Origin of the sequence: Paraburkholderia sp. UCT70 (genome assembly GCF_050434085.1) — a bacterium.
Classification (GTDB): domain Bacteria; phylum Pseudomonadota; class Gammaproteobacteria; order Burkholderiales; family Burkholderiaceae; genus Paraburkholderia; species Paraburkholderia tuberum.
In genome coordinates, this window is sequence record NZ_JBNPVZ010000004.1 from 3,948,256 (window position 1) to 3,971,198 (window position 22,943).

Genomic DNA, 22,943 nt, shown 5'->3' on the forward strand with positions numbered 1-22,943 from the left:
CTGACTATCTATCTCTTTTCAGCGAAACGGCCGCCGTACCCGCGCGCGCATGCGTTGACGCGGCCGCCATGCCGACCCCGGCGCCGATGAAGATGTTGCGCCATACCTCGTCGCTGGCACGTTGCAGCACACCGTCGGCGTGTTTGACGAAGGCCGTGTCGATCGGACTGCGGCCGTGGGTCTGGCCGAGGCGCTGCGTGATCACGGGTATCCAGGCGGCGAGTTCGGCATGGGCGTCGAACACGCAGTCGGGCGGACAAATCTCCTGAGCGGCCGTGCCGCCACGCACGAATACGGGCTTGCCGTAATGCATCGCTTCGAGCACCGGCACGCAGAAGCCCTCGTGGCGGCTCATCGCGAGCAACGCGTGGGTGGATTCGTAGCACTCGAACAGATCGGCGTCGTCGAGCATGCCCTTGAAGTCGACCTGCTCGAGCACGCCGAGACGACGCGCGTGATTGATCAGAAATTTCAGGTAATCGTAGTTCGGCGTGCTGCCGACGATGCTCAGCGTCGCGCCGAAATCACGCCGCTTCAGCAGCGACAGAATCTCGATGCCGTCCTCGATGCGTTTATGCGGCACCACCCGGCCCACCATCAGCAGGTTCGGCTCAGGGCGCTTGCGGCCCTTGCGCGGTCCTTCGCGCCGGAACACGTACATGTCGGGAAAGATCGGTGGCACGACCTTGATGGCGTCCGCCGCGACGATGCCGGCGAGGCTCGCCGCCGTGCTGCGCGAATTCGCGACGACGGTGTCGAAGTGCGCGAGCAGCGGCAGTTGCGCGAGTGCCTTCTCGCACAACTGTGCGGTGCGTGGTTCGAGCGCGCGCAGCAACTGCGGGTCCGTCACGCCGTGGATGTAGCAGATCTTCCTGCAATCGAGCGCGAGTATCCTCTCGAGGTACGGATCGTAGATCGAGTAACTCAGCAGAACCGCATCGTCGCGAGTGACCTCTTCGAATAATGCGTCAAGCGGGCGCACTCCATTCGTTCCCTCCTCGAAACCGCTTGCATACAGCTCGGCCCTCATGCCGAGACGTTCAGCCATGCGTACGAAACCGATGCAGTGGTTACCCACCGCATCGCCCGAGAAAATGTCCGGAGCACATACCCGCAGCGTCATATCGTCTTCGCCTCCGCAATGTCGTTCAACCGTCGCGCATACGCGCGTGCGACTGCCTCAACTGAGTAGTCGCGCTCGATGCGCGCCTTCCCCGCCAGTGCAATGCGCTCACGGAGTGGCGCATCGTCGATCATGCGTTTGAGCTGTTCCGCCGCGATCGATACCTCCGGATCGCACCAGTACTGACCTTCGGCGAACAGGTAGTCGCCGGGGCGCAGCGGCACGAGTTCGCCATCCACGAGGAACGCGGTGTCGGGTTCGCAAAAGTCGACGTTGCCCGAGAAGTTCGTGACCACGACCGGCTGCCCCAACGCCATCGCCTCCGCGATCACGCGGCCGAAGCCTTCGCTACGGTGCAGCGAAATATAGGCGTCGCAGCAGGCCATGAAGTCGGTCGAGTCCTGGCGGCTCAGGCGCTCGGACACGATGTGAATGCGGCTATCGCCTGCGGCGAGGTCGAGCACGGCGCGCCACACCGGGTCGTCGTCGCGCACGTTCATCGCCTTGATGACGAGCCCGACGCCCGGCGAGCTGTCGCCGAACGCCTGCTTGAACGCCTGCACGCCGGCGAGCGGATTCTTGCGGCTCAGCCACGAGTTGCCGTCGAACATCAGGTAGAACAGGAACTCGTTGGCCGGCAGGCCAAAGCGCTCGCGCTTCGGCTCGAGCGGCGCGGGGACCTCGACCGCCATCGGCATCTGGTAGACCGGCGTGTTGCCGAGCCGGCTGTAGACGCTCTGCACGAAGCGGCTCTGCGCCCAGATTTCGTCGACCATCTGATGCACGTTGCCGAACGCGTTCGGCCAGTGGGGCAGTTCCCATGGCCATGCGCCGATCTTGTGCGTGGGCGCGTCGATCAGGCTGCGGCCGCCTTCCAGCGCGAGCCGCACCATTTCGGGCGCCGGCAGGCAGATCAGGCTGATGTTGTACTTGAGCTCGTCGCTGATCAGAAGATCGACCGAGTGTTCGAGGCGCGCGGGTCCCGCCATCGGCGCATTGAGCAGCGTGACTGGCGTCGACGACAGTTGCAGTACGCGGGCGGCCATGCGCGCGTCTTCGCCGAGGCCCAGCACGCCTTGCGGGAAGCCGATGATGTTGACGCCGAAGTCGTAGCCGATGCCTTCGACGCGCGCGTGATAGCGCGCGGGCTCGTACGCGTCGTCATCGGCTTCGTCGTCGGCGCTGTCGGTCCAGCGCACCTTCAGCGAGCCGACCAGCGGATATTCGGTCGACGCCCATTCGTTCCACCAGCGCACGAGCTGGTCGCGGCCATCCGCGGTGTTCAGGTCGTACACTTCGCGCAGATCCGGGCGGTCATTCGCGATCATCGTCAGGAAGCGCGGCAGCAAGGTGTCGTCCGCCGGCTGCTCGTCGTCGATTCTCGCGAGCTCTTCGGCCAGATGAGTCGGCGTCCATTTGATCGCGTAGTACTCGTCGTGCCCGTGCTTGTCCCACCACGAGATGAAGCCGAGCCGTTCGCTGAAGCTGTTCAGGTTGAACGATGCCTGCAGGTCGGGCCGCTCGTTCCAGATCAGCAGCAGAAAGCGCGGCAGCAGCGGCAGCTCGCCTTGCTCGCCGGCTTGCGCGCCGAACAGGCTGTCGGGCAACGGCGGGATGACCCAGTGAAGCGCCGGATACTGGTGCTGCCCGTGTTCGATCCACCACGACAGGCACTTCAGACGCCCGGTGAAGGTGTCGAGCGAGCAGAGCTCCTGCAGATCCTGGCGCTCGTCATGCAACAGCCGCAGGAAGCGCGGCACCGGCAGCCAGTCGGCGTGCGTGCCCCATTCGGGCTCGAACATCAGCGCAGGTGTGGTGGGCGGCACCCATTCGCCCTCGCGTTCTTCGGCGAGGTGCGTCGGCGACCATTCGATCGCGTAGTACTCGCTGTGCCCGTGCTTTTCCCACCACGAAATGAACGCGAGCCGCTCGCGGAAGCTGCTCAGGTTGAACGACGCCTGCAGGTCGGGCCGCTCGTTCCAGATCAGTGGCAGAAAGCGCGGCAGCAGCGGCAGCGCGCCTTGCTCGCCGGCTTCCATCTTGAACAGGGTGTCGGGCAACGGCGGGATGCCCCAGTGAATCGCCGGATACTGATGCTGCCCGTGCTCGATCCACCACGACAGGCACTTCAGGCGCCCGGTGAAGCTGTCGAGCGAGCAGAGCTCCTGCAGGTCCCGGCGCTCGCCGTGCAGCAGCCGCAGGAAGCGCGGCACCGGTAGCCAGTCGGCGTGCGAGCCAAATTCGGGCTCGAACATCACGGCGGAGGGCGTGGGCGGCACCCATTTGATCGCGTGGTACTGATGCTGGCCGTGTTCGATCCACCACGACAGACAGCTGAGCCGCCCGCGGAAGGACTGCAGCGTGAAGGTCGCCTGCAGGTCCGGCCGGTCCTTGTAGATCTCGCACAGGAAGCGCGGCACATAAGGGCCACCGTCCGCGGGAAGCGCTTCGGGCTCGAGCATGAAGCCGCCGATCGGCGGCTGCGACCACTTGATGCGCGGATACTCGCGCTGGCCGTGGTCTTCCCACCAGCTGAGCGCGTTGAGCCGCGAGGTGAAGCTGTTCAGATTGAACGCGCTGCGCAGATCGGGCCGCTCGGTCGTGATCAGCGCGAGGAAGCGCGGAAACGGCATCGCGCTGGAGTCGGGCGCGTCGATCGGTTCCAGCAGCCCGGGCCACGCGATCGGCGGACGCCACGTCACGCGCGGGCAGGTGACCTGACCGTACTGCTCCCACCAGTCGAGGCAGTTCAGATAGCCGGTCAGCGTGTTCAGGTTGAATGCCTGGGACAGATCGCCGCGATTGCGCACGATCGTCGTGGTCAGCTTCGGCAATTGCAGGCCGGCTTCTTCGAGCACGGTGACGGGCTCGTGCAGCGTCTCGCTCAGATGCTTCGCATCGAGCACGCTCGGTTTGGTCGAGCCGAGCCAGTACGTGACGGCGTCCGGATGCCGCTCGATCAGCGTGTCGTTGTCGAGCTGACGCAAATATTCGAGGTCTTCCTGTCGCAGCACCCAGTTGAAGTCCGGATACGTTTCGCGCGCCGACATTTCCCACCAGAAATACAGCGTGACGCGGTCATCCAGCACTTTGGAATTGAAGCGCGCGAGATCGGCTCTGAACTTCATCAGAAAGTAGATCGCGCTCGGCAGGCAGAACAGTTCCCCCGGCGATGGATGGCGGTACTCCGCCAGCCATCCGGTCTTGTTTTTTTGGGGTCCCAGATTAATCAAGATTTGCAATCCTTGAAGGCCAAGCAAAGGAAAAATCGTCGGCGGTCAGTGTCAGATTGGGTGAATAGCAGGGATCGTTCATCAACAGATGCCCCCAGCGCTGTCTGACCAACTCAGATTCCTGGTTGAAGCGGCTGATTTTTTCCGGTGTGTCTTCGGCGCCGCGGGTTGCCGATTCGTGATGATAAAGCTCCGCGTAGGGCGTCCACACATTGCGGTAGCCCGCTTGCCGCACACGCAGGCAAAAATCGATGTCGTTGTAAGCGACGTGTAACTGTTCGTCGAGGCCGCCGACTTCCTTGTAGATCGACTGGCGAATCAGCAGGCACGCGGCGGTCACCGCGCACATCACGTTGCGCAGGCGTGCGCGCGCGAAGTAGCCGGGGTGCGAATTTGGGAAATGCTTGTGCGCATGGCTCGCGATACCGCCGACGCCGAGCACCACGCCGCCATGCTGGATCGTGTCGTCCGGATACAGCAGCTTTGCGCCGACCGCGCCGACATTCGCCTGCAGCGCGACCGACACCATTTCCTCGAGCCAGTCGGCGTTGATCACTTCGATGTCGTTGTTCATCAGACAGACGAAGTCCGCCGTGCTCGCGAGCGCGACGCGGTTGTTCAGCGCGGAGTAGTTGAACGGCGAATCGTCGCGCACGACCTTGATGCGCTCGTCCTCTTGCAGGCGCGCGAACAGGTCGTGCGTTTCCTGCTTGAGCGAGCCGTTGTCGATGATCGTGATGCGGAAGTTCGGGTAGCTCGATTTCTGCCGCACCGATTCCACGCATTGCTCGACGAGTCCGGCGGAATCGCGCGTCGGAATGATGATCTCCACCGACGGCAGCACCTCGGGCAAGTCGTACACGACCTTGTTGAAGGCGTCCGTGCCCGGCGCGTGCTCGGTGTGGGCGTTGATGCCGTTGCGCGCGAGGTGTTCGTCGAGCGCGCGCATCGCCGCGATATGCGCGTACGGCTTGGCTTCATGGCCGGCCGCCGTGCTCTCGGGGATCATGCGCCAATGGTACAGCGCGCGCGGCACGTGATACACCGTGTGATGACCCGCGCGATCGATCACGCGCAGCGCGAGGTCGTAGTCCTGCGAGCCTTCGAAGCCGGTTCTGAAGCCGCCGACCTCCTTCATGACCGAAGTCTTGTAGACGCCGAAATGCGAGATCATGTTCTGGCTCAGGAACAGATCGTAGTTGAAGTCGCATTTGAAGTACGGGTCCGAGCGGACCCCGTCGATCGAGATCTTGTCTTCGTCGCTGTAGATCACCGTCGCGTCCGGATGCGCGTTGATCAGCTCGGCGACGCAGTAGAGCGCGAGCGGATGCAATTCGTCGTCGTGGTCGAGCAGGCCGACGAATTCGCCGACGGCAAGCTCGAGCGCCGTGTTGCTGGAGCTGCTGATGTGGCCGTTCGTCGTGCGGTACGCGACCTTGATGCGCGGATCTTTGGCGGCGTAGCTGTCGAGCACCTGCTTGACCTCGGGGTTCGTCGAGCAGTCGTCGGCGATGCAGAATTCCCAATTCTCGTAGACCTGGTCGACGACCGAATCGATCGCCATGCGCAGCCACCTGGCCGGCGTGTTGTAGGTCGGCATCACGATGCTGATCAGCGGTTGCAGCGCCCACGCCTTCGAGCGCGCGCGCAGTTCCGGGTAATGCGACGCGGGCGGCTCGTGCCGCTCGATCCATTCCTGATACGTATGACCCACGGTTGGCGCCGGCGCGGGCTGAGCGCCGCCGCCCCACGACGCCATCCGGCGCGCGCGTTCGAGCAGTTCCGTCGGGCAGTCGGCGTCGGCCACCAGTTCGACGTTGAAGCCGGTGATCGAAAACAGTCCCGCGCGCGCGATCGGATCGAGGCGCAACGGACCGACGAGCGGCGGAAACGCGACGACCTGATCCACCTTGCCGTCAGCGTCGACCACGAGGCCGATCGTCGCGTGCTCCGACATGCCCGCGCCCGCATCGAAATAGATCATGCACGGCGAGGCCGGCATGTCTTCTTTCGCGAGCTCGAACGAAATACGCGCGGCGCGACCCGACAGCTCTTCCCATCCCGTCAGCTCGAACTGCGGATCGCCGTTCGTCGCGTTCCAGGCGAACCCGGAATTCGAGGACGCCTCGACGTTATTCAAGGGACGAAGTTCGAAGTTCTTCATGAGGTTCTTCACGAGGTTCGTCACGGGTTTTGTCATTTCGTCAGCAGGGAATCGTAGAGGTCCTTCAAGGGCGACAGGACGGCCTGCCAGGTCAGATCGCGCGTCGGGGCAGCGGCAGCGCCGCGCGGTTGCGCGAGCGCCGCGCGAATCGATCCGGTGATGCTGTCGACGTCGAACGGATCCAGGTAGGCAACGTGCTGCGCGAAATATTCTTGGGTAGAGCCAACTTTTGTCACCGCGATGCGGGCGCCGGCGGCATGCGCTTCGAGCGCGGCGAGCCCCGGCGTTTCGAGCGTGCTCGGCAGCACGAACGCTTCGCAGGCCGCGTAGGCGGAGCGCAGCAGCGGCGAATCGTGGGGCAGCGTGCCGGCGTAGACGACCTGAGCGCCACCCTCGTCGAAGCATGCCTTCGCATACTCGGGATCGCGCTGATGGCCGATCAGCACGAGCTTCAGATCGGGGAACGACTTCATCGCCCGGATCAGCGCGAGCTGGTTCTTGCGCGGCTCGATGTTGCCGACGTTCAGGATGAAGCGACCCTCGATGCCGGATTCACGGCGGAACGGCGCCGCCGCGACCGGCTCGTAAAAACTCTGGTCGACGCCGTTCAACACGCTCGCGAACTTCTCGCGCGGCAGATCGAAGATGCGAGCGAGCGTGTCGCATTCGATCTCGGAGTTCGCGACCACGCGGTCCGCGAGAGAAAACTGATGGCGGATCTCGCCGATCGGATAGAGATGCCTGGTTTCCTCCGTCACCCACAGACTCGACGACACGACGAGCGGCAAGCCGAGTTGCTTGACGAAGTTGCAGAAGTGCACCGAGCCACCGACGCACGAGAAGAAATGCACCACGTCGTGTTCTAGAAAACGCGGCTTCCACGGATCGAACAGCGTAACGTCGACGCCATGCGCGGGCAGATGCTTGTGATACGCAAGCAATTGGATTTCTCCGCCGCCGGGGGTATGGAAAGCCATCGGGTAGGTGGCGAACAGCACTTTCATAGGTTGGACTCTAGTCGCTCAAACAGTTCTTTTCTTCAGACCAGCACGTCGCGGCACGCCGCTGCGCGTAACGCGCGAACATGGCGGCGAGACCGGCAGGTTTCGGGGCATTCACGTGGATGCTCGCCGCGCGCGTGCGCGGCCTTCAGGCGCGGACTTGCCGGTGCGCGGGCCGGGGCCTGATCGCACAACCAGCGAGCAGGCCGGCGTGTGCTGTTGTCGAGCACGTCGGATCGATACCACGAATTCCACATGCGCGAATATGTTTGAGTTGTTACGAAGTGTACGAACGACGCGCCAGCAGGCGCAGGTCCGTTTTATTATCACGGCCCGAGGCTCGTGCCGCGTGTTGGGGCTGCCGGCGTGGTCGCGGGAGCGCAGACATTCTAGCGCCCAGGTGGCGCGATGCCATCCCTGACGACTCGCAGGCCGCGACGGGTGTCGCCCGAATACAATACGTTCCCAGCCAGACTTCCTGAGAAAGCACCGCCGATGCCAGATTGTATCGTGTCTGATCCGCCTTTCCCGCCGTTTGCCGCCGCGTCGAGTCCTGACGGCGATCGTCTGTTTGCGTGGGTCGCGCGGCATGGCGTGGGCGTAATCGTGCGCCGCGAAGTGCATGACGGAGCATTGCGATGAGTCTGCAGATCTTCGTCACCGGCGCCAACGGCTTCGTCGGCCAGGTGGTGTCCCGCGCGTTGCTGCGGCGGGGCGATAGCGTGACTGGCGCGGTGCGCCGGCCGCAGACGGCCGCCGAGGGCGTGCGCGAATGGCTGCTCGATACCGAAGACTTTGCGGGCATCGACCAGCGCTGGCCGGTCGCGCTCACTTGCGATGCGGTGATCCATCTGGCGTCGCGCGTGCACGTGATGCGCGAGACCCTGACCGAGCCGCTCGCCGCCTATCGCGCGACCAATGTCGAGGGCAGCTTGCGCGTCGCGGCCGCGGCGCGGCGCGCGGGCGCGAGGCGCTTCGTGTTCGTCAGCAGCATCAAGGCGATGGGCGAGGCGAGCAGCGGCCGGCCGATCGCCGAAACGGATCAGCCCGCGCCGTCCGATGCGTATGGCATCTCGAAACTGGAAGCCGAGCGCGCGCTGTTCGACTACGGCCGCTCGACGGGTCTCGAAGTCGTCGTGGTGCGGCCGCCGCTGGTCTACGGGCCGGGCGTGCGCGCGAACTTCCTGCAGCTGATGAACGCGGTCGCGAGAGGCATTCCGTTGCCGCTCGGCGCGCTCAGCGCGCTGCGCAGCCTCGTGTTCGTCGATAACCTCGCGGACGCGCTCGTGCATTGCGCGACCGATCCGCGCGCGGCCGGCGAAACCTTCCATGTGACCGACGGCCGCGACCTCAGCGTGCCGGAACTCGCGCGTCTGCTGGCCACGCAGCTTCACGTGCCCGCCCGGCTCGTGCCGGTGCCGGCCAGCCTGCTGCGTCTCGCGGGTCGCCTGACCGGCCGCTCGGCGCAGATCGATCGATTGATCGGCGAGCTGCGCGTCGACAGTTCGCATATCCGCGAATGTCTGAACTGGTCTGCGCCGCATACGGTCGAGCATGGGCTGCTCGAAACCGCGGCGTGGTATCGCTCAACGCATTGACCACATGTTGAACCCGCCTTGACTCCGACCTGACCCGCTAACGCTATCGATGCCGCTCGCTGCACACTCCGCCTCTTCCGTCGTCTCTCTACTGCCGTGGGGCGTCGCCGCGCTCGCCGCCTGTGCGGCGATCCTGTGGACGCTGCTGCGCACCGGCCTCGCGTGGCGGCTCGCCACCGACGTCCCCAACGACCGCTCGCTGCACACGCGCCCGACGCCGCGCGTGGGCGGCTGGGGCATCGTGCCGGTCGCGGTGCTGCTGATCGCGCTGGCGGCGCCGTCGCTGTGGCTGCCCGCGCTTGCCGCGGCGCTGCTCGCGGCGCTATCGCAGATCGACGATCGACGTGGCCTGCCCGCACGCGTGCGCTTCGGCGGTCATGCGGCGGCGGTGGCGGCACTGATCGCCGTCTATCCGGCCGACGTGCCGTGGTGGGCGCTCGCGTGCATGGCGGTTCTACTCGTGTGGCTCGTCAATCTCTACAACTTCATGGACGGCTCGGACGGCCTCGCGGGCGGCATGGCGCTGTTCGGCTTCGGCGGCTATGCGGTGGCCGCCTCGCTGTCGTCGCACGCGGACCTGGCGCTCGCGACGGCGAGCCTGATCGTCACAGGCGCGGCCGCGGGCTTTCTGCTGTTCAACTTTCACCCAGCGCGCATCTTTCTCGGTGACGCCGGCTCGATCCCGCTCGGCTTTCTGGCCGGCGCGCTCGGCTATTGGGGGTGGCGCGAGGGTGTATGGCCGGTGTGGTTTCCGGCGCTGTGCTTCGCGCCGTTCATCGGCGATGCGTCGGTCACGCTGCTCAAGCGCCTGCTGCGCGGTGAAAAATTTTGGCAGGCGCATCGTGAACACTACTATCAAAGACTGGTGCAGTCGGGTTTGGGGCACGCATCGACCGCGTGGATTTGGTATTTGTTCATGGCGGCGGGCATAATGCTTGCTATCTGGGCGCTACAATTCGCTCTTCTGTATCAATGGCTGGTTGTCGTCGCATGGGCTGCCGTGCTGGTCGTCGCGGGGCTGTGTATTGATCGCCGCTGGCGGCGCCATGTGTCCCGTTCCGGGCCAATCTGAGGTTCTGCGCAATGAAAAGCTTCAAAGCCAGATGGCTTTCGTTCAGTGCGTTTGCGTTCGACCTGTGCGCGGTGGCAATGGCCTGGCTGCTGGCCTATGTGATCCGGTTCAACGGACCGGTGCCCGCGCCGTTCTGGTCGAGCGGGCTGCATGCGCTCGTGTGGGTGCTGCTGATCTACGCGGTGATGTTTCGCGGCTACGGCCTCTATCGCGGCATGTGGGTGTTCGCGAGCCTGCCCGATCTCGTGCGGATCGCGAAAGCGATCGGCGTCGGCGCGCTCGTCGTCGTGATCGGCTCTGCGCTGTTGCAGCCGGCGCCGGTCGTGCCGCGCTCGGTGCTGATCGTGTCGCCGATGCTGCTGTTCCTGACGATGGGCGGCTCACGCGCGCTGTATCGCGCGGCCAAGGAGTTCTATCGCTACGGCGGACTGGTCGGCCAAGGCAAGCCGGTGCTCGTGCTCGGCGCGGGCAATGCCGGCGCGAACCTCGTGCGCGAGCTGAAGCGCTCGGGCCAATGGCGCCTCGTCGGTCTGCTCGACGACGATCCGATCAAGCAGGGCCGTGAAATCTACGGCTATCGCGTGGTTGGTGCGATCAGCGATCTGCAGAAAATCTGCACGGAGCTGAAGGTCGAGCATGTGATCATCGCGGTGCCGTCGGCGTCGGTGGAGGCGCATCGGCGCATCGCCACGCTGTGCGTGCGCGCCGGCGTACGCGCGATGACGCTGCCCGCGCTCACGCCGCTCACGCAAGGTCAGGCGTTCCTGTCGCGCGTGCGGCAAATCGATCTCGAAGACCTGCTCGGCCGTGACCCGGTGACGATCGACACCGAGCACGTCGCCGCGCTGCTGAAAAACCGCGTCGTGATGGTGACGGGCGCGGGCGGCTCGATCGGCTCGGAGCTATGCCGGCAGATCCTGCGCTTCGGTCCGGTGCAACTGGTCGCGTTCGACATCTCCGAGTTCTCGATCTATCGGCTGAACGAAGAGCTGCGCGACAAATATCCGGAAGTGTCGGTGGTGCCGATCGTCGGCGACGTGAAGGACTCGCTGCTGCTCGATCAGGTGATGGCGCGCTACTGTCCGCACATCGTGTTTCATGCGGCGGCCTACAAGCATGTGCCGTTGATGGAAGAGGTCAACACGTGGCAGGCGGTGCGCAACAACGTGCTTGGCACGTACCGCGTCGCGCGCGCGGCGATCCGTCACGACGTCGCGCATTTCGTGCTGATCTCGACCGACAAGGCGGTCAACCCGACCAACGTGATGGGCGCGAGCAAGCGGCTGGCGGAGATGGCGTGCTCGGCGCTGCAGCAGCAGGGCGCGCGGCGCACGCAGTTCGAGACGGTGCGCTTCGGCAACGTGCTCGGCAGCGCGGGCAGCGTGATTCCGAAGTTCCAGGAGCAGATCGCGCGCGGCGGCCCGGTGACCGTCACGCATCCGGAAATCACGCGTTTCTTCATGACGATTCCGGAGGCGTCGCAACTCGTGTTGCAGGCGTCGAGCATGGGGCGCGGCGGCGAGATTTTCATTCTCGACATGGGCAAGCCGGTGCGAATCGCCGATCTCGCGCATGATCTGATCCGCCTGTACGGTTTCACCGAAGAGCAGATTCGGGTCGTGTTCACGGGCCTGCGCCCGGGCGAGAAGCTCTACGAGGAACTGCTCGCGGACGACGAAACCACCACGCGCACGCCGCACCCGAAGCTGCGCATCGCACAGGCGCGCGAGGTGCCGGACAGCCTGATCGACAACCTGCTGCCGTGGCTGATGCAGCATCGCGTGCCGGCCGACGATGAAGTGCGGCGCGATCTGCGGCGCTGGGTGCCGGAGTATCTGCCGGCGACGGCGACGACGCTGCGTAGTGTGGCGCCGGCGACGCGGGTGTCGTAGGCGTTCCGCCGCCGCGAGTCATCGGAGTAGTCGAAGCATTGAATCAGTACCCGCGAAGGCAGGTCATTCGCCCCGTTGAAATTTGCCGTCGGATGTTTGTCGATAAGAGCCCCTACAGACATGCTGGGGCTTTTTTATTTTTGCCCAGGAGAGTTGACGACCATCGTGCACGCCTCGGCGTTTCGGAGTTGTCCGAAGCCTGCGCCCGGCACATACACCTAGCATTGAACCATCGCCGCCCGGTATGTCGTTCCCGCTGAGGTGGCGGCTCTGTTGGCTCTTTTTCTGTGATGCAAAGGTTGTGCGCGCCCTTGAGGCGCGTTTTTTTGTCCAGGCGAAAGAGGCGGCAATTCCGGAATCGACCTGTAGCGCGCCAGCGGCACGCGCGCTTACGGTCAAGGTTCACCAACGGAAGGAATCTATGCAGAACGCAATGACCTACAGCCAGCGCAATCAGGAGGCGTGAAACATGGCTTACTTCGGCAAATTTCTCGTGAACAACGCGCCGCTGTCACCGCTCACCATTAATGGCATCGGCACATTCGACGCCTATTCCGGCAACGGCCAATACCGCAATCGGGGCGGCTGCACAATGGTTCCCAATAACGGGCCGATCCCCGCTGGCAAGTACTGGATCGTCCCGCGCCCTACTGGCGGCGTGCGCTCTGCGGTAGAAACGTGGTTAAAAGATGAGTTCAATTACTACTCGTCGCACGCGACCGATCACAGTGAATGGTTTGCACTGTATCGTGATGATGGGCTAATCGACGATTACACATGGATCAACGGCGTGCGGCGTGGAAACTTCAGGTTGCATCCGGCAGGTGGTCGGGGTGTTTCGCTTGGCTGCATTACCCTGCCGAGCCGTACGGATTTCCTGAGAATCCGCAACTCACTCCTGCACACCATGACGATCCCTGCCGGCAATTCGGGACTTCGCGCCTACGGAACAATTGAGGTCATCACATATGGCAACACCTGTCCGAAGGGTGCTTAAAGTCCTGCTGTTTATAGGTCTGTACCTTCTGTCATTCCGATTTGTCCGACCGTACGACGATGGGTGGACCGAGCCCGAGATGCGTGCATGGATACACGCTTCGGAGGTGCTAGGTATCGGTGATCCCGAAAACCTGTATATCGGCCTGTGGATGACTATCGAACTGCTCGTGGCGGTGCTGGCGTATGTGGCGATCATGAAGCTATGGCGGTGGTATCGCGCGAAGTAGACGAAAGCCCCGGCGACGGGGCTTTTTTTATCCCGTGCATTGATGAATTTCGAGGAATCCCGGTGACGAGAGGGTTCCATTGCTACATTTCGAGCCGAGTGAACGGATTTCGAATTTTCGGCCGATACCCATGGTACATATGAGCCACTTTCGAGGCGGCTAAGGCTATTTCGACCAATAAAAAGGCGCCCTCGGGCGCCTTTATCGCTTCTGCTTACCGCTTCCCCTTCCTCACCACCATCCATCTCGGCGACTTGAACCGCACGATGCTCACGTAAAGCCACACATAAGTCGCCGCGAACACCACGACGAAGCAGAACAGATGCAGCGTGTGCCGCCAGAACAGCGTCGCCGGCACGACCGCGATCAGGCACAGCAGCCACAGATACGGCGACGTCAGCGAGTTGCGGCGCGTCAGCTCGCGCGCGGTGCGCGCGCCGACCGCCCAGCGCATCAGCCGCTTGTAGACCAGCATATGCAGATGCACGCCATCCGGAATGCCCGGCGACATGCCGCGAATGAACCTCTTGCGGTAGATCGAGAAGCAGGTCTCGAAGATCGGGTACATGAAGAGCAGCACCGGATACCACGCGGATACGTCGCGATTGCGCATCACGAGCAGGATCGACAGCTCGGCGAGCATGAAGCCGATGAAGTAAGCACCGCCGTCGCCGAGAAAAATCAGCCCGGCCGGGAAGTTCCAGATGAAGAAGCCGAGCACCGCGCCCATCATCATGAACGACGCGGACAGCACGACCGGGTCGTGCACCTGGAACGCCACATACGCGAGCGACGCGAACATCATGAACGCGACCATCGACGCGAGACCGTTGAAGCCGTCGATGATATTGATCGCGTTGGCGAGCGCCGCGACCGCGAGCACCGTGACCACGAACGAGATCGCCGCATATGACAGCAGAAAGTCGAGCGGCGGCACGCTGATGCGCGTGACCGCGATGTCGAGAAAGAACCAGGCGAGCGCGGCGGCCGCCATCGTGCAGATCAGGCGTGCGAGCGGCGACACGCGCTTGGTCAGATCCTCGACGAGCCCCGAGCCGAACGCCGGCATGCCGCACGCGATCAACCCGAGAATGCTGCCCGATACGGCCGGATACGCGCGATGCAACTGCACCGCGGAGACGATCAGCCCGACCAGAATCCCAGTCCCGCCGATGCGCGGCACCGGACGCACGTGGAATTTCTGGACGCCGGCCAGATCGGTGTCGGTCGAGAACTTTTCATGCAGATGCGCATAGCGCACGATCAACAGCGTGATCAGCAGAGAGACGAGAAAGCCGAGCGCAAAACTAAGCATGAAAGTGGGCCTGAGCGAAGACGCGGAATTATACAAACGAAACGTGCGTCGGCCGGCGCGCGGCACGGGCGCGAAGCTTTCATCCAGGCCGGCAAAAAATCCCAGATAGCGAGACCGAAGCGGCCCGCACAGGCCCGTGAGCGCTCGCTCCTCATGGATTCCCCCTATGCGGCGCGCGCGCGCCGCAACCGTAAACCTGGATGCGACGAAGTGTAAGTCGCGCGCAACAAAGGCGTTCCGGAGACCCAATGCTAAATAACATCACAATTCGTGGCGGACTGACGCTCGTGATCAGCGTTTTCGTCGCCTTCCTTCTGACGGTGATCGCTGTCGGCTACGGCGCGCTGAAGCTCGCCAACGACGGCCTCGACGACACGCAGCGCAGTGCGGTCGCGCTGTCGCATCTGAAGGCGAGTTCCGAGAAGCTTCTGCAGGTGCAGCTCGCATTGGGCACCTATCAGACGTTGTTCAGCGTCGGCAAGCAGACCGACGATCTGCTGCCGGCCGCGCACAAGGTGCTGCTCGACTCGAACAACGACTTCCGCAACTACATGGCCGGCCCGTTCGCGAGCGACGCAGAGCGCAAGCTCGCGCAGAGCGTCGGCGACGCGCGCGCGGCGCTCGTCGACAAGGCGATCGAACCGGAATTCAAGGCATTGGCCGACTTCGACTTCAACACCTTCCGCAACATCCAGGGCGACACGGCGAACAGCCTGTACGCGTCCTACTCGAAAGCGATCGACGCGCTCGAAAAAGCGCAGATGGACAATCAGCATCAGCAGGCCGCGACCGGCGCGCGACGCTTCCAGCTCGCGACAGTGCTGTTCGGCGCGATCGCGGTGATCGCGCTCGTGATTGCGGTGGGCGCTCGGGTCGCGTTGTCGTCGGCGCTGATCAAGCCGGTCAACGCGACGGTCAAGCACTTCGAGCGCATCGCGGCCGGCGACCTGAGCGTCGCGATCAAGGTGAAATCGCGCAATGAGATGGGCCAGCTGCTCGGCGCGCTGACGCGGATGCGCGACGGCCTCGTCGAAACGGTCGGCAAGGTGCGCGGCAGCACGAGCGCGATCACGCAGGGCGCGAACGAGATCGCGTCGGGCAATGCCGATCTGTCGGCGCGCACCGAGCAGCAGGCGGCCGCGCTGCAGCAGACCGCGGCGAGCATGGAGCAGCTGTCGGCGACCGTGAAGCAGAACGCCGACAACGCGAAGCAGGCGAACCGCCTCGCGCACGGCGCGCTCGACACGGTCACGCGCGGCGGCAAGGTAGTGTCGCGCGTGACGGAGACGATGGACGGCATCAGCGAGTCGTCGCGCAAGGTCACGGAGATCATCGGCATGATCGAGGGGATCGCGTTTCAGACCAACATCCTCGCGCTGAATGCGGCCGTCGAAGCGGCGCGCGCGGGCGAGCAGGGGCGCGGCTTTGCGGTGGTCGCCTCGGAAGTGCGCAGCCTCGCGCAGCGCTCGGGCGCGGCGGCCAAGGAGATCAAGGAACTGATCGGCGAGTCGGCGGCGAAGGTCGAGGAGGGCGCGTCGCTGGTGTCGGATGCGCAGAAGACGATTCAGGAAGCGATGAAGGCCGTCGAGCGCGTGACCGGCGTGATGAGCGAGATCGAGGCGTCGGCGCTCGAACAGAGCGACGGCATCGAGCAGGTCAACAAGGCGGTGTCGCAGATCGACGAAGTCACGCAGCACAACGCGGCGCTCGTCGAGCAGGCGGCGGCCGCGGCGAAGTCGCTGGAGGAGCAGGCCATCGTTCTGAAGGAGGCCATTGCCGTGTTTCGGCTTGAGGAGTCGGGCGCGGCGGCTTAGAGTCCAGCCCGGAGAAACGTCTGGCTGTCGATGACATAGCGCGTCGACAGCTACCTTAGAATCCTGTTTTCCATCTTGACCTCCGCTGGTGCTGCCGGTTTCTTCCACGTTCTTCATCAAGTGGAAGTGGTTGATCGGGGAACCGCACCCGATCACGGCCAGGCGTTGGATAACTCGAAAACAGGTGTTCGATGCTCAAAGGGTTGGCAGCATTTCTTCTTTCGGCGCTCTGTGTCGGGCTGTTCATTATCGTGTTCGGTCAGACCTTTCCGTCCGCGCAACTGCACGAGGTCGGAGACTTTGCGGCGAACTCGTTGCTGATCGCCGACGCGAAGCATCTGAAGCTGCTCGTCGGACATTACTCGCGCGTCGGGTTCAATCATCCCGGTCCTGCGTTTCTTTACGCGCTTGCCGCGGGCGAGATCGTATTTTTCGACCTGACGCACTCGGTCGCGTCGCCGTTTTCCGGTCAGATCCACGCGGTTGCACTGCTTTCCGGTTTCTGGATCGCGGCAATCGGGACGCTTTTGATCAGGATGCAGCCGGCAACGAGGGGAGCCACTGCGGCAGCCGTCCTCACCACGGCCTTATTCGTCGGTGTCACCGCTTACATCAACTACCAGGCCTTTGCCGGTCCCTGGTTCCCACATCTCTATTACTTTGCTTTTGCGGCGTTCACGGTGTCCGTCGGCGCATTGATCATGGGACGCGCAGACGGGCTTGTGCTGCTTGCCGTGAGCCTTGGATTTCTTCTGAACGGTCATGCTTCTTTTCTTGGTATGACGGGCATCATGCTGGCGTGCGCGCTGATAGCCAATACCTGGCTTTCGTTCAGATCGGGTTCCAATGGGACCCGGGTGTTGAGCCGGCATTACCTCGCGAGCAATTTTCGAACGATCGCTGTTGCGTTGGCGATCGTGGTGATTTTCCTGATTCCTCTCGCGATCCAGACGATCCTTCATTTTCCCGGGCCGCTCGCTGAATATGCCGCTTTTGGCCGTGCCCACAAAGCCAATCGTTTAGTGGACGCCGCGCGCTTTGCCGGTCTTTTCTGGAGTAACGGACTGTTCGGTATTCTGCTGGGCGCGGCGGCTTGTGCTGTTCTCGTGACGAACGATCCGGCGCGCGACAATGAAAGCCGCGTCGCACCTGAGCGGGCATTGTCGTTGGCGCTGGCCAGCGCGACAGCCGCCTTTGTCTTTTATGCCGTTTTCGGAGTCGACGATCTTTCACTGACCTATGTCGGGATCTTCTACTACGTCGTTCCTGCTCTGGCGCTCACGTTGCTGGCGAAGCGTTTCCTCGACAATGTGACGGTTGCGACCGCGCCCATTGCCGTGATCGTTTGTGTGGCCGTGGCGACTTTCACTGCGATCCGGATTCATCAGCCGCCTGAAAACGTTTCCCAGTACAACGATCCTCGAATTCCCGCTGCTTACACAGCTATCCGCACTCTCGAAGCGGGGGGCGGCGTGGCTGTTCTCGACCTCGATGGATCCGCGGATTGGGAACGGCTGTGGCCTATTCTGGTGGGCATCGAAGCGTATGGCAAACGCCAGGGCAGCGTACCGTTTTGCATCGCGCAAAACTGGCAGCTCGTGTTCACTCGATCGGCGCGCTGCACGCCCGACGAAATGCGAGGCCCCCACCGGCGTTTTCTGGTGTCGGCGGTGCCGAAGGAAGGCCTGACCGGCGCGGTGAACGTTTCCGGCCTGTTTTTTTATCCGCGCGAATCCGCGGAGTAAGAAAGAGCGCACGCGCTGGTGGCGCGTGCGCGATAGGGCGGTGACGCGGGCCGGGCGCCCGCCCGACTCATCGATCGGGCCGGCGCGACGGCGATCGCGTCACGTACGTCAGGCAAACCCCTGCGGATTCGTCGACTGCCAGCGCCAGTGGTCCGCGCACATGCGCTCGATGCCGAACTGCGCGCGCCAGCCGATGATTTTCTCGGCCGCGCTCGGGTCCGCGAAACACTGCGCGACGTCGCCCGGGCGGCGCGCGACGATCTCGTACGGCACCGGTCGCCCCGACGCCTTCTCGAACGAGCGCACCACGTCGAGCACGCTATAGCCCTGGCCCGTGCCGAGATTGACGACGAAGCTCGCATCGCGCTCGACGAGCGCATCGAGCGCGGCGAGATGCCCGCGCGCGAGATCGACCACGTGGATGTAGTCACGCACGCCGGTGCCGTCGGGCGTCTCGTAGTCGCCGCCGAACACGCGCAGCTTGTCGAGCTTGCCGACCGCGACCTGTGCGACGTACGGCATCAGGTTGTTCGGAATGCCGGCCGGATCTTCGCCGATCAGGCCACTTTCATGCGCGCCGACCGGATTGAAGTAGCGCAGCGTCGCGATGCGCCACGATGGGTCCGACACTTCGAGATCGCGCAGGATCTGCTCGGCGATCAGCTTCGATTGACCATACGGATTGGTCGCCGACAGCGGGAACGATTCGTCGATAGGCGAGCTCTTCGGCACGCCGTACACCGTTGCCGACGAACTGAACACGAACTGCTTGACGTTGCGATCGCGCATCACGCCGAGTAGCGTCAGCAGGCTGCCGACGTTGTTCGCGTAGTACTCGATCGGCTTCGCGACCGACTCGCCGACCGCTTTCAGCGCCGCGAAATGAATCGCGCCGGTGATCGGATGCGCATCGAAAATCCGCTGCAGCGCGGCTGCGTCGCGCGCGTCGTCGTCGTAGAAGCTCACCGCACGGCCGGTGATTTTCTCGACGCGCCGCACCGCTTCGCGCTTGCTGTTCACGAGATTGTCGATCACCACGACGTCGTAGCCGCCGTTCAGCAGTTCGACGCAAGTGTGCGAGCCGATGAAACCCGCGCCGCCCGTTACCAGAATCGTGCCCTTCGTGGTCATGCTGTTGCTCCCATTAAAGTAAAACACCCGTGATTTTTTGCACCAGGTCTTTATAGGTTTCGACGACCATGCGTTCGTCGAATTCGGTCGCGACTTTCTGCCGGCCGCGTTCCGCCATCGCGCGCCGCTCCGCGCCGCTCATGTCGAGCATGCGTGCGAGACTCGCGGCAAGGCTCTGCGCATTGCGCGCTTCGCACAACAAGCCGTTGACGCCGTCGGCCACCACCTCGCGGCAGCCGGGCACGTCGGTCGCGACGATCGGCCGGCCCATCGCCGACGCTTCCATCAGCGTGCGCGGCACGCCTTCGCGATACGACGGCAGCACCACGCAATCGGCATCGGTGATGAACGGCCGCACGTCGTGCGCCTCGCCCAGATATTCGATCACCCCTTCCTGTTCCCACGCGGCGACTTCGTCGCGCGTGATCGCGCTCGGATTGTCGACGCCGACCGGCCCGAGCAGCTGAAAGCGCGCGTGGCGGTAGCGCGCGCGCAATTGCCGCGCGGCCTCGACGTATTCGCCGACGCCTTTGTCCCACAGCAGCCGCCCGATCAGCACGAAGCGAAACTCCGCGCGCTCGCGCAGCGGCGTGAACGCGAACTGCTCGAGATCGACGCCCTCGCCGTGCAACAGCCGCGCGCGCTCCGGATGTACGAGCAGCTTGCCGTCGATGAACGCGGCCTGATCGTCGCGATTCAGGAACCACACTTCACGCGGAAAGCGGAAAGCAAAACGATACAGCCTTTTGGCGATCTGTGCGGCGCGGCTGTGCTGGATGAACACGTAGCCGAGCCCGGTGGTGACCGCCACCGACTGCACGCCAGCCAGCTTCGCCGCGATCGAGCCGTAGATGTTCGGCTTGATCGTGTAGTGAAACACGACATGCGGACGGATGGTCCTGTACTGCCGATACAGCGCGACGAGCGTGCGCAGATCTTCGCCCGGACTCGTGCCTTTCGACGCCATCGGCAGCTCGATGCAACGGCAGCCCATCGCGACGAGCAACTCGAACGTGCGGTCGCGCGGCGCGAGCACCGTCACGTCGACGCCGCGCCCGATCAGCGTGCGGATCAGCCCTTGCCGATACGTATAGATTGCCCAGGCCGTGTTGCAAACGAGTGTAATGCGTAGCGCGGGCGTCGACTTGAAAGAGGGCTTCATGCGAAGAAATGCCGGGCGTTGAATGAAGTGTGGACCATTGATACGAAGACAGCGCCCTACGATGCGGCGCGAACCTCAGCGAATGAAGCGACTGCGGCAACGACAACGACAACGACAACGACAGCGCTCACACGCGGCGCGACTCAACGGTTCGCGCGCGGCGTGAGCAGCGCGCGCTTGACCCGCTGCAACGTGCGATAAGGCAGCATCAGATGCAACAGATTCTTCGCGAGGCCCAACCAGTCGTACGGATTGGCCACGTTGAAGTAGCGCAACTGCAAACGCAGCGTCGAACCGATCTGCCGGCGCCGTTTCGTCGCGCTGATGCCGCCTTCGTTCAGCTCATAGAAAAGGCCGAGTTCCGGCAGATTCGCGCAGTCATAGCGTTCCATCAGACGCACGAACAGATCGAGGTCCTCCGCCGAACGATACGCGGCGCGGTAGTTGCCGACTGTGCGGACGGCATCGATACGCAGCATCATCGACGGATGCGCGAGGCACGAGCGGAAAAAGCGCTGGCGCCGGATCACGTTCGGCTCGGCCGGCGGCGTCAGCATGAAAAGCGGCTCGCCCGCGCGCGTGACGACCTGGGTCCACATGCCGAGGCCCGCCACGTTCGGATGCGCTTCCATGAACGCGCGCTGCTTCGCGAGCCGCTGTGGCACCGCGCGATCGCCCGCGTCGATGCGCGCCGCATAGCGAAAGCCGCGCTGCGCGAGCGCGTCGATGCCGGTTCGCAGCGCACGCTCGATGCCGCCGTTCTGCGCCATGCGCAGCACTTCGATCTTCAGGTTCGGCAGCGTGGGCGCGACGATCGGCGGCGTGCTGCCGTCATCGACGATCAGTACGTGCACCAGCGCACTTTCTTCGAACGACGCGAGCGTAGAATCGACGTCCGCCTGGCCGTTATAGGCGGGTATCAGCACCGCGACGTCGTCGAGCGTGGTTTGCGCGGTGGCGGATGAGTTCGTCATGGGCGCAATTTGAAACGGATGTAATAAAGATTGACCGAGACGGCCGCCAGATAGCCGGCCGCGAGGCCGACGAGCGCGCCATACGCGCCGAGCCGCGGGATCGCCAGCAGATTGACCGCGAACGCGACGGCGAGCGCGAGCAGCCACTTGGCGAGCAACACGAACCTGGCCTGATATTTGAGCACGACCAGATTGCCGATCGCCTCGACGCCGGCGGGCACCGACAGCCACACGGCCCAGCGGAAGATTTCGATCGCGCCTTCGAAGTCCGGCCCGAACACACGGCGGATGATGAAGCCCGCGAGCAGATCGAGCACGAACGCGCCGCACACCATCAGCACGGCGGTCAGCGCGGCGAGCCGCCACATGTTGCGGCGCAGTTGCGCGATGCCTTGCACGCGGTAGACGAATGCGGGCGCAATGGTTTGCGCGAGCATCAGCGCGAGCGTGATCCAGTTTTCATTCAACTGCTGGGCGGCCGAGTAGCGACCGAGGTCGGCGAACGAAATCGCGCGCTCGAGCATCAGCCGGTCCAGTTTCAGAAATAGATACATACAGATGAGCCCGAGCCAGAACACGGTGCCCGCGCTCGCGAAGTGCCTGAAGAGCGAACGTTCGACATGCCAGCCCAGCTTGCCGCCATGCCGGCGCATGAAGTAGAGCAACAGCACCGCGCCGATCGCCGCCGCTTCGAGCGCCCACAGCCAGCCGAAACGCGCGGGCGCGGCCGTCGCGCGCACCAGCAGATAGACGAGAGCCGCCTTGATCACCGCGGTGCTCATGCTGGTCAGCAATTGCGGCTTGCTGTAGGTCATGCTTTGCAGCCACGCGTTGATCACGCCGACGAACGGCTCGCGAAACAGCATCGTCACCGAGAGGCCGGCGAGCATCGCACCGACGAGCGGTTCGAAGAAGTGCAGCGCAATGCCGAGCCACGTGAGCAGCAGCGCAACGGCCGAGACGGAGAAGCGCAACGCGAACGCGCTGCCGAGGACGGTGCCGAGTCGTTCGGGCGGCCGGTTGACGATGGTCGGTACGAGGATTTCCGCGCCGCAGACCCAGGTGATCGGCGACAGCACCAGCAGCAGCGTATTCGCGTACTGCCATTTGCCGAACGCTTCGGGCCCGAAGTAACGCGCGAGCATGCCGCTGATCACGATTGCGACGCCGATCTGCGTAAGCCGCTCGAGACCCAGCCAGACGATGTTCGTAAACGCTCGGGTGACGTCGGGATTGGCGAAACGCTTTGAGTGTCAGCATCCGTTGGCCGCTCGCCGCTGCGCGTCGGTCAAGCCGCCTCGCACGGCCATGCATGCGGCGCTATGCGCATTCGCCCTCCCGGCCGGCAGCCACGGCAACTTTACAAAAGGAGGGCGTCTAAGCATTAGAATGGCGGTATTCAGGCTGGTCAGAAGAACGCAATTATAAGTTGGAACCGGACCGCTTCCGGCAAGGGGACATCGAGGCGCGGTAACACGTGTTTTTAACGTGAG

16 protein-coding genes are annotated in these 22,943 nt (G+C 63.8%); 7 read left to right on the top strand and 9 right to left on the bottom strand.

The window, feature by feature from the left end:
- Positions 1-4 precede the first annotated feature (4 nt).
- Genes OKW41_RS43930 through OKW41_RS43945 form a run of 4 tightly spaced genes read right to left on the bottom strand, consistent with a single transcriptional unit; the run spans position 5 to position 7,524 of the window.
- Positions 5-1,123, bottom strand: a complete 1,119-nt coding sequence (locus tag OKW41_RS43930) for a glycosyltransferase (RefSeq protein WP_429576292.1) — start codon at positions 1,121-1,123, stop codon at positions 5-7.
- Entirely contained in the window at positions 1,120-4,356 is a 3,237-nt protein-coding gene (locus OKW41_RS43935; RefSeq protein WP_429576293.1) for a glycosyltransferase family 4 protein, read from the bottom strand. Before OKW41_RS43935 ends, OKW41_RS43930 begins: the two co-directional genes overlap by 4 nt.
- Positions 4,349-6,556 carry a glycosyltransferase family 2 protein gene (locus tag OKW41_RS43940; protein WP_429576294.1) on the bottom strand — a complete coding sequence of 736 codons (2,208 nt, stop codon included), beginning with the start codon at positions 6,554-6,556 and terminating at the stop codon, positions 4,349-4,351. Before OKW41_RS43940 ends, OKW41_RS43935 begins: the two co-directional genes overlap by 8 nt.
- The gene (locus OKW41_RS43945; protein ID WP_429576295.1) at positions 6,553-7,524 is read right to left on the bottom strand and encodes a glycosyltransferase; all 972 of its coding nucleotides are present in this window, start codon (positions 7,522-7,524) and stop codon (positions 6,553-6,555) included. The genes OKW41_RS43940 and OKW41_RS43945 overlap by 4 nt, the downstream gene beginning before the upstream one ends.
- 635 nt (positions 7,525-8,159) lie before the next feature.
- On the opposite strand from OKW41_RS43945, the gene OKW41_RS43950 reads away from it, so the two are divergent.
- From OKW41_RS43950 to OKW41_RS43970, 5 genes are all read left to right on the top strand, one after another.
- On the top strand, positions 8,160-9,119 hold the full coding sequence (locus OKW41_RS43950) for an NAD-dependent epimerase/dehydratase family protein (protein WP_429576296.1): 960 nt from the start codon (positions 8,160-8,162) through the stop codon (positions 9,117-9,119).
- A 49-nt stretch (positions 9,120-9,168) separates the two neighbouring features.
- Positions 9,169-10,191, top strand: a complete 1,023-nt coding sequence (locus OKW41_RS43955; protein ID WP_429576297.1) for an MraY family glycosyltransferase — start codon at positions 9,169-9,171, stop codon at positions 10,189-10,191.
- An 11-nt stretch (positions 10,192-10,202) separates the two neighbouring features.
- Complete coding sequence (locus OKW41_RS43960) at positions 10,203-12,083, top strand: polysaccharide biosynthesis protein (RefSeq protein ID WP_090803332.1); 1,881 nt, start codon at positions 10,203-10,205, stop codon at positions 12,081-12,083.
- Between the two features lie 469 nt (positions 12,084-12,552).
- Positions 12,553-13,080: a DUF2778 domain-containing protein gene (locus OKW41_RS43965; RefSeq protein WP_429452844.1), complete on the top strand. Its 528-nt coding sequence runs from the start codon at positions 12,553-12,555 to the stop codon at positions 13,078-13,080.
- Between the two features lie 79 nt (positions 13,081-13,159).
- Positions 13,160-13,309, top strand: a complete 150-nt coding sequence (locus OKW41_RS43970; RefSeq protein WP_429452843.1) for a hypothetical protein — start codon at positions 13,160-13,162, stop codon at positions 13,307-13,309.
- Positions 13,310-13,523: 214 nt separating this feature from the next.
- On the opposite strand, the gene OKW41_RS43975 is transcribed toward OKW41_RS43970, so the two are convergent.
- On the bottom strand, positions 13,524-14,624 hold the full coding sequence (locus tag OKW41_RS43975) for an MraY family glycosyltransferase (RefSeq protein WP_429452842.1): 1,101 nt from the start codon (positions 14,622-14,624) through the stop codon (positions 13,524-13,526).
- 248 nt (positions 14,625-14,872) lie between these two features.
- Here OKW41_RS43975 and OKW41_RS43980 point away from each other — a divergent pair, with 248 nt between their 5' ends.
- Together OKW41_RS43980 and OKW41_RS43985 are read left to right on the top strand one after the other, a co-directional pair.
- Complete coding sequence (locus OKW41_RS43980) at positions 14,873-16,438, top strand: methyl-accepting chemotaxis protein (protein WP_429576298.1); 1,566 nt, start codon at positions 14,873-14,875, stop codon at positions 16,436-16,438.
- Positions 16,439-16,629: 191 nt separating this feature from the next.
- The gene (locus tag OKW41_RS43985) at positions 16,630-18,183 is read left to right on the top strand and encodes a hypothetical protein (RefSeq protein WP_429576299.1); all 1,554 of its coding nucleotides are present in this window, start codon (positions 16,630-16,632) and stop codon (positions 18,181-18,183) included.
- Between the two features lie 108 nt (positions 18,184-18,291).
- On the opposite strand, the gene galE is transcribed toward OKW41_RS43985, so the two are convergent.
- The 4 genes from galE to OKW41_RS44005 form a co-directional block, all read right to left on the bottom strand.
- A complete protein-coding gene (gene galE, locus OKW41_RS43990; protein WP_429294630.1) occupies positions 18,292-19,314 on the bottom strand; it encodes a UDP-glucose 4-epimerase GalE in 1,023 nt (340 codons plus the stop codon).
- Between the two features lie 13 nt (positions 19,315-19,327).
- A complete protein-coding gene (locus tag OKW41_RS43995) occupies positions 19,328-20,476 on the bottom strand; it encodes a glycosyltransferase family 4 protein (protein ID WP_429576300.1) in 1,149 nt (382 codons plus the stop codon).
- A gap of 143 nt (positions 20,477-20,619) precedes the next feature.
- The gene (locus OKW41_RS44000; RefSeq protein ID WP_429452832.1) at positions 20,620-21,450 is read right to left on the bottom strand and encodes a glycosyltransferase; all 831 of its coding nucleotides are present in this window, start codon (positions 21,448-21,450) and stop codon (positions 20,620-20,622) included.
- Positions 21,447-22,655, bottom strand: a complete 1,209-nt coding sequence (locus OKW41_RS44005; protein ID WP_429576562.1) for an oligosaccharide flippase family protein — start codon at positions 22,653-22,655, stop codon at positions 21,447-21,449. Before OKW41_RS44005 ends, OKW41_RS44000 begins: the two co-directional genes overlap by 4 nt.
- Between the last annotated feature and the right edge of the window lie 288 nt (positions 22,656-22,943).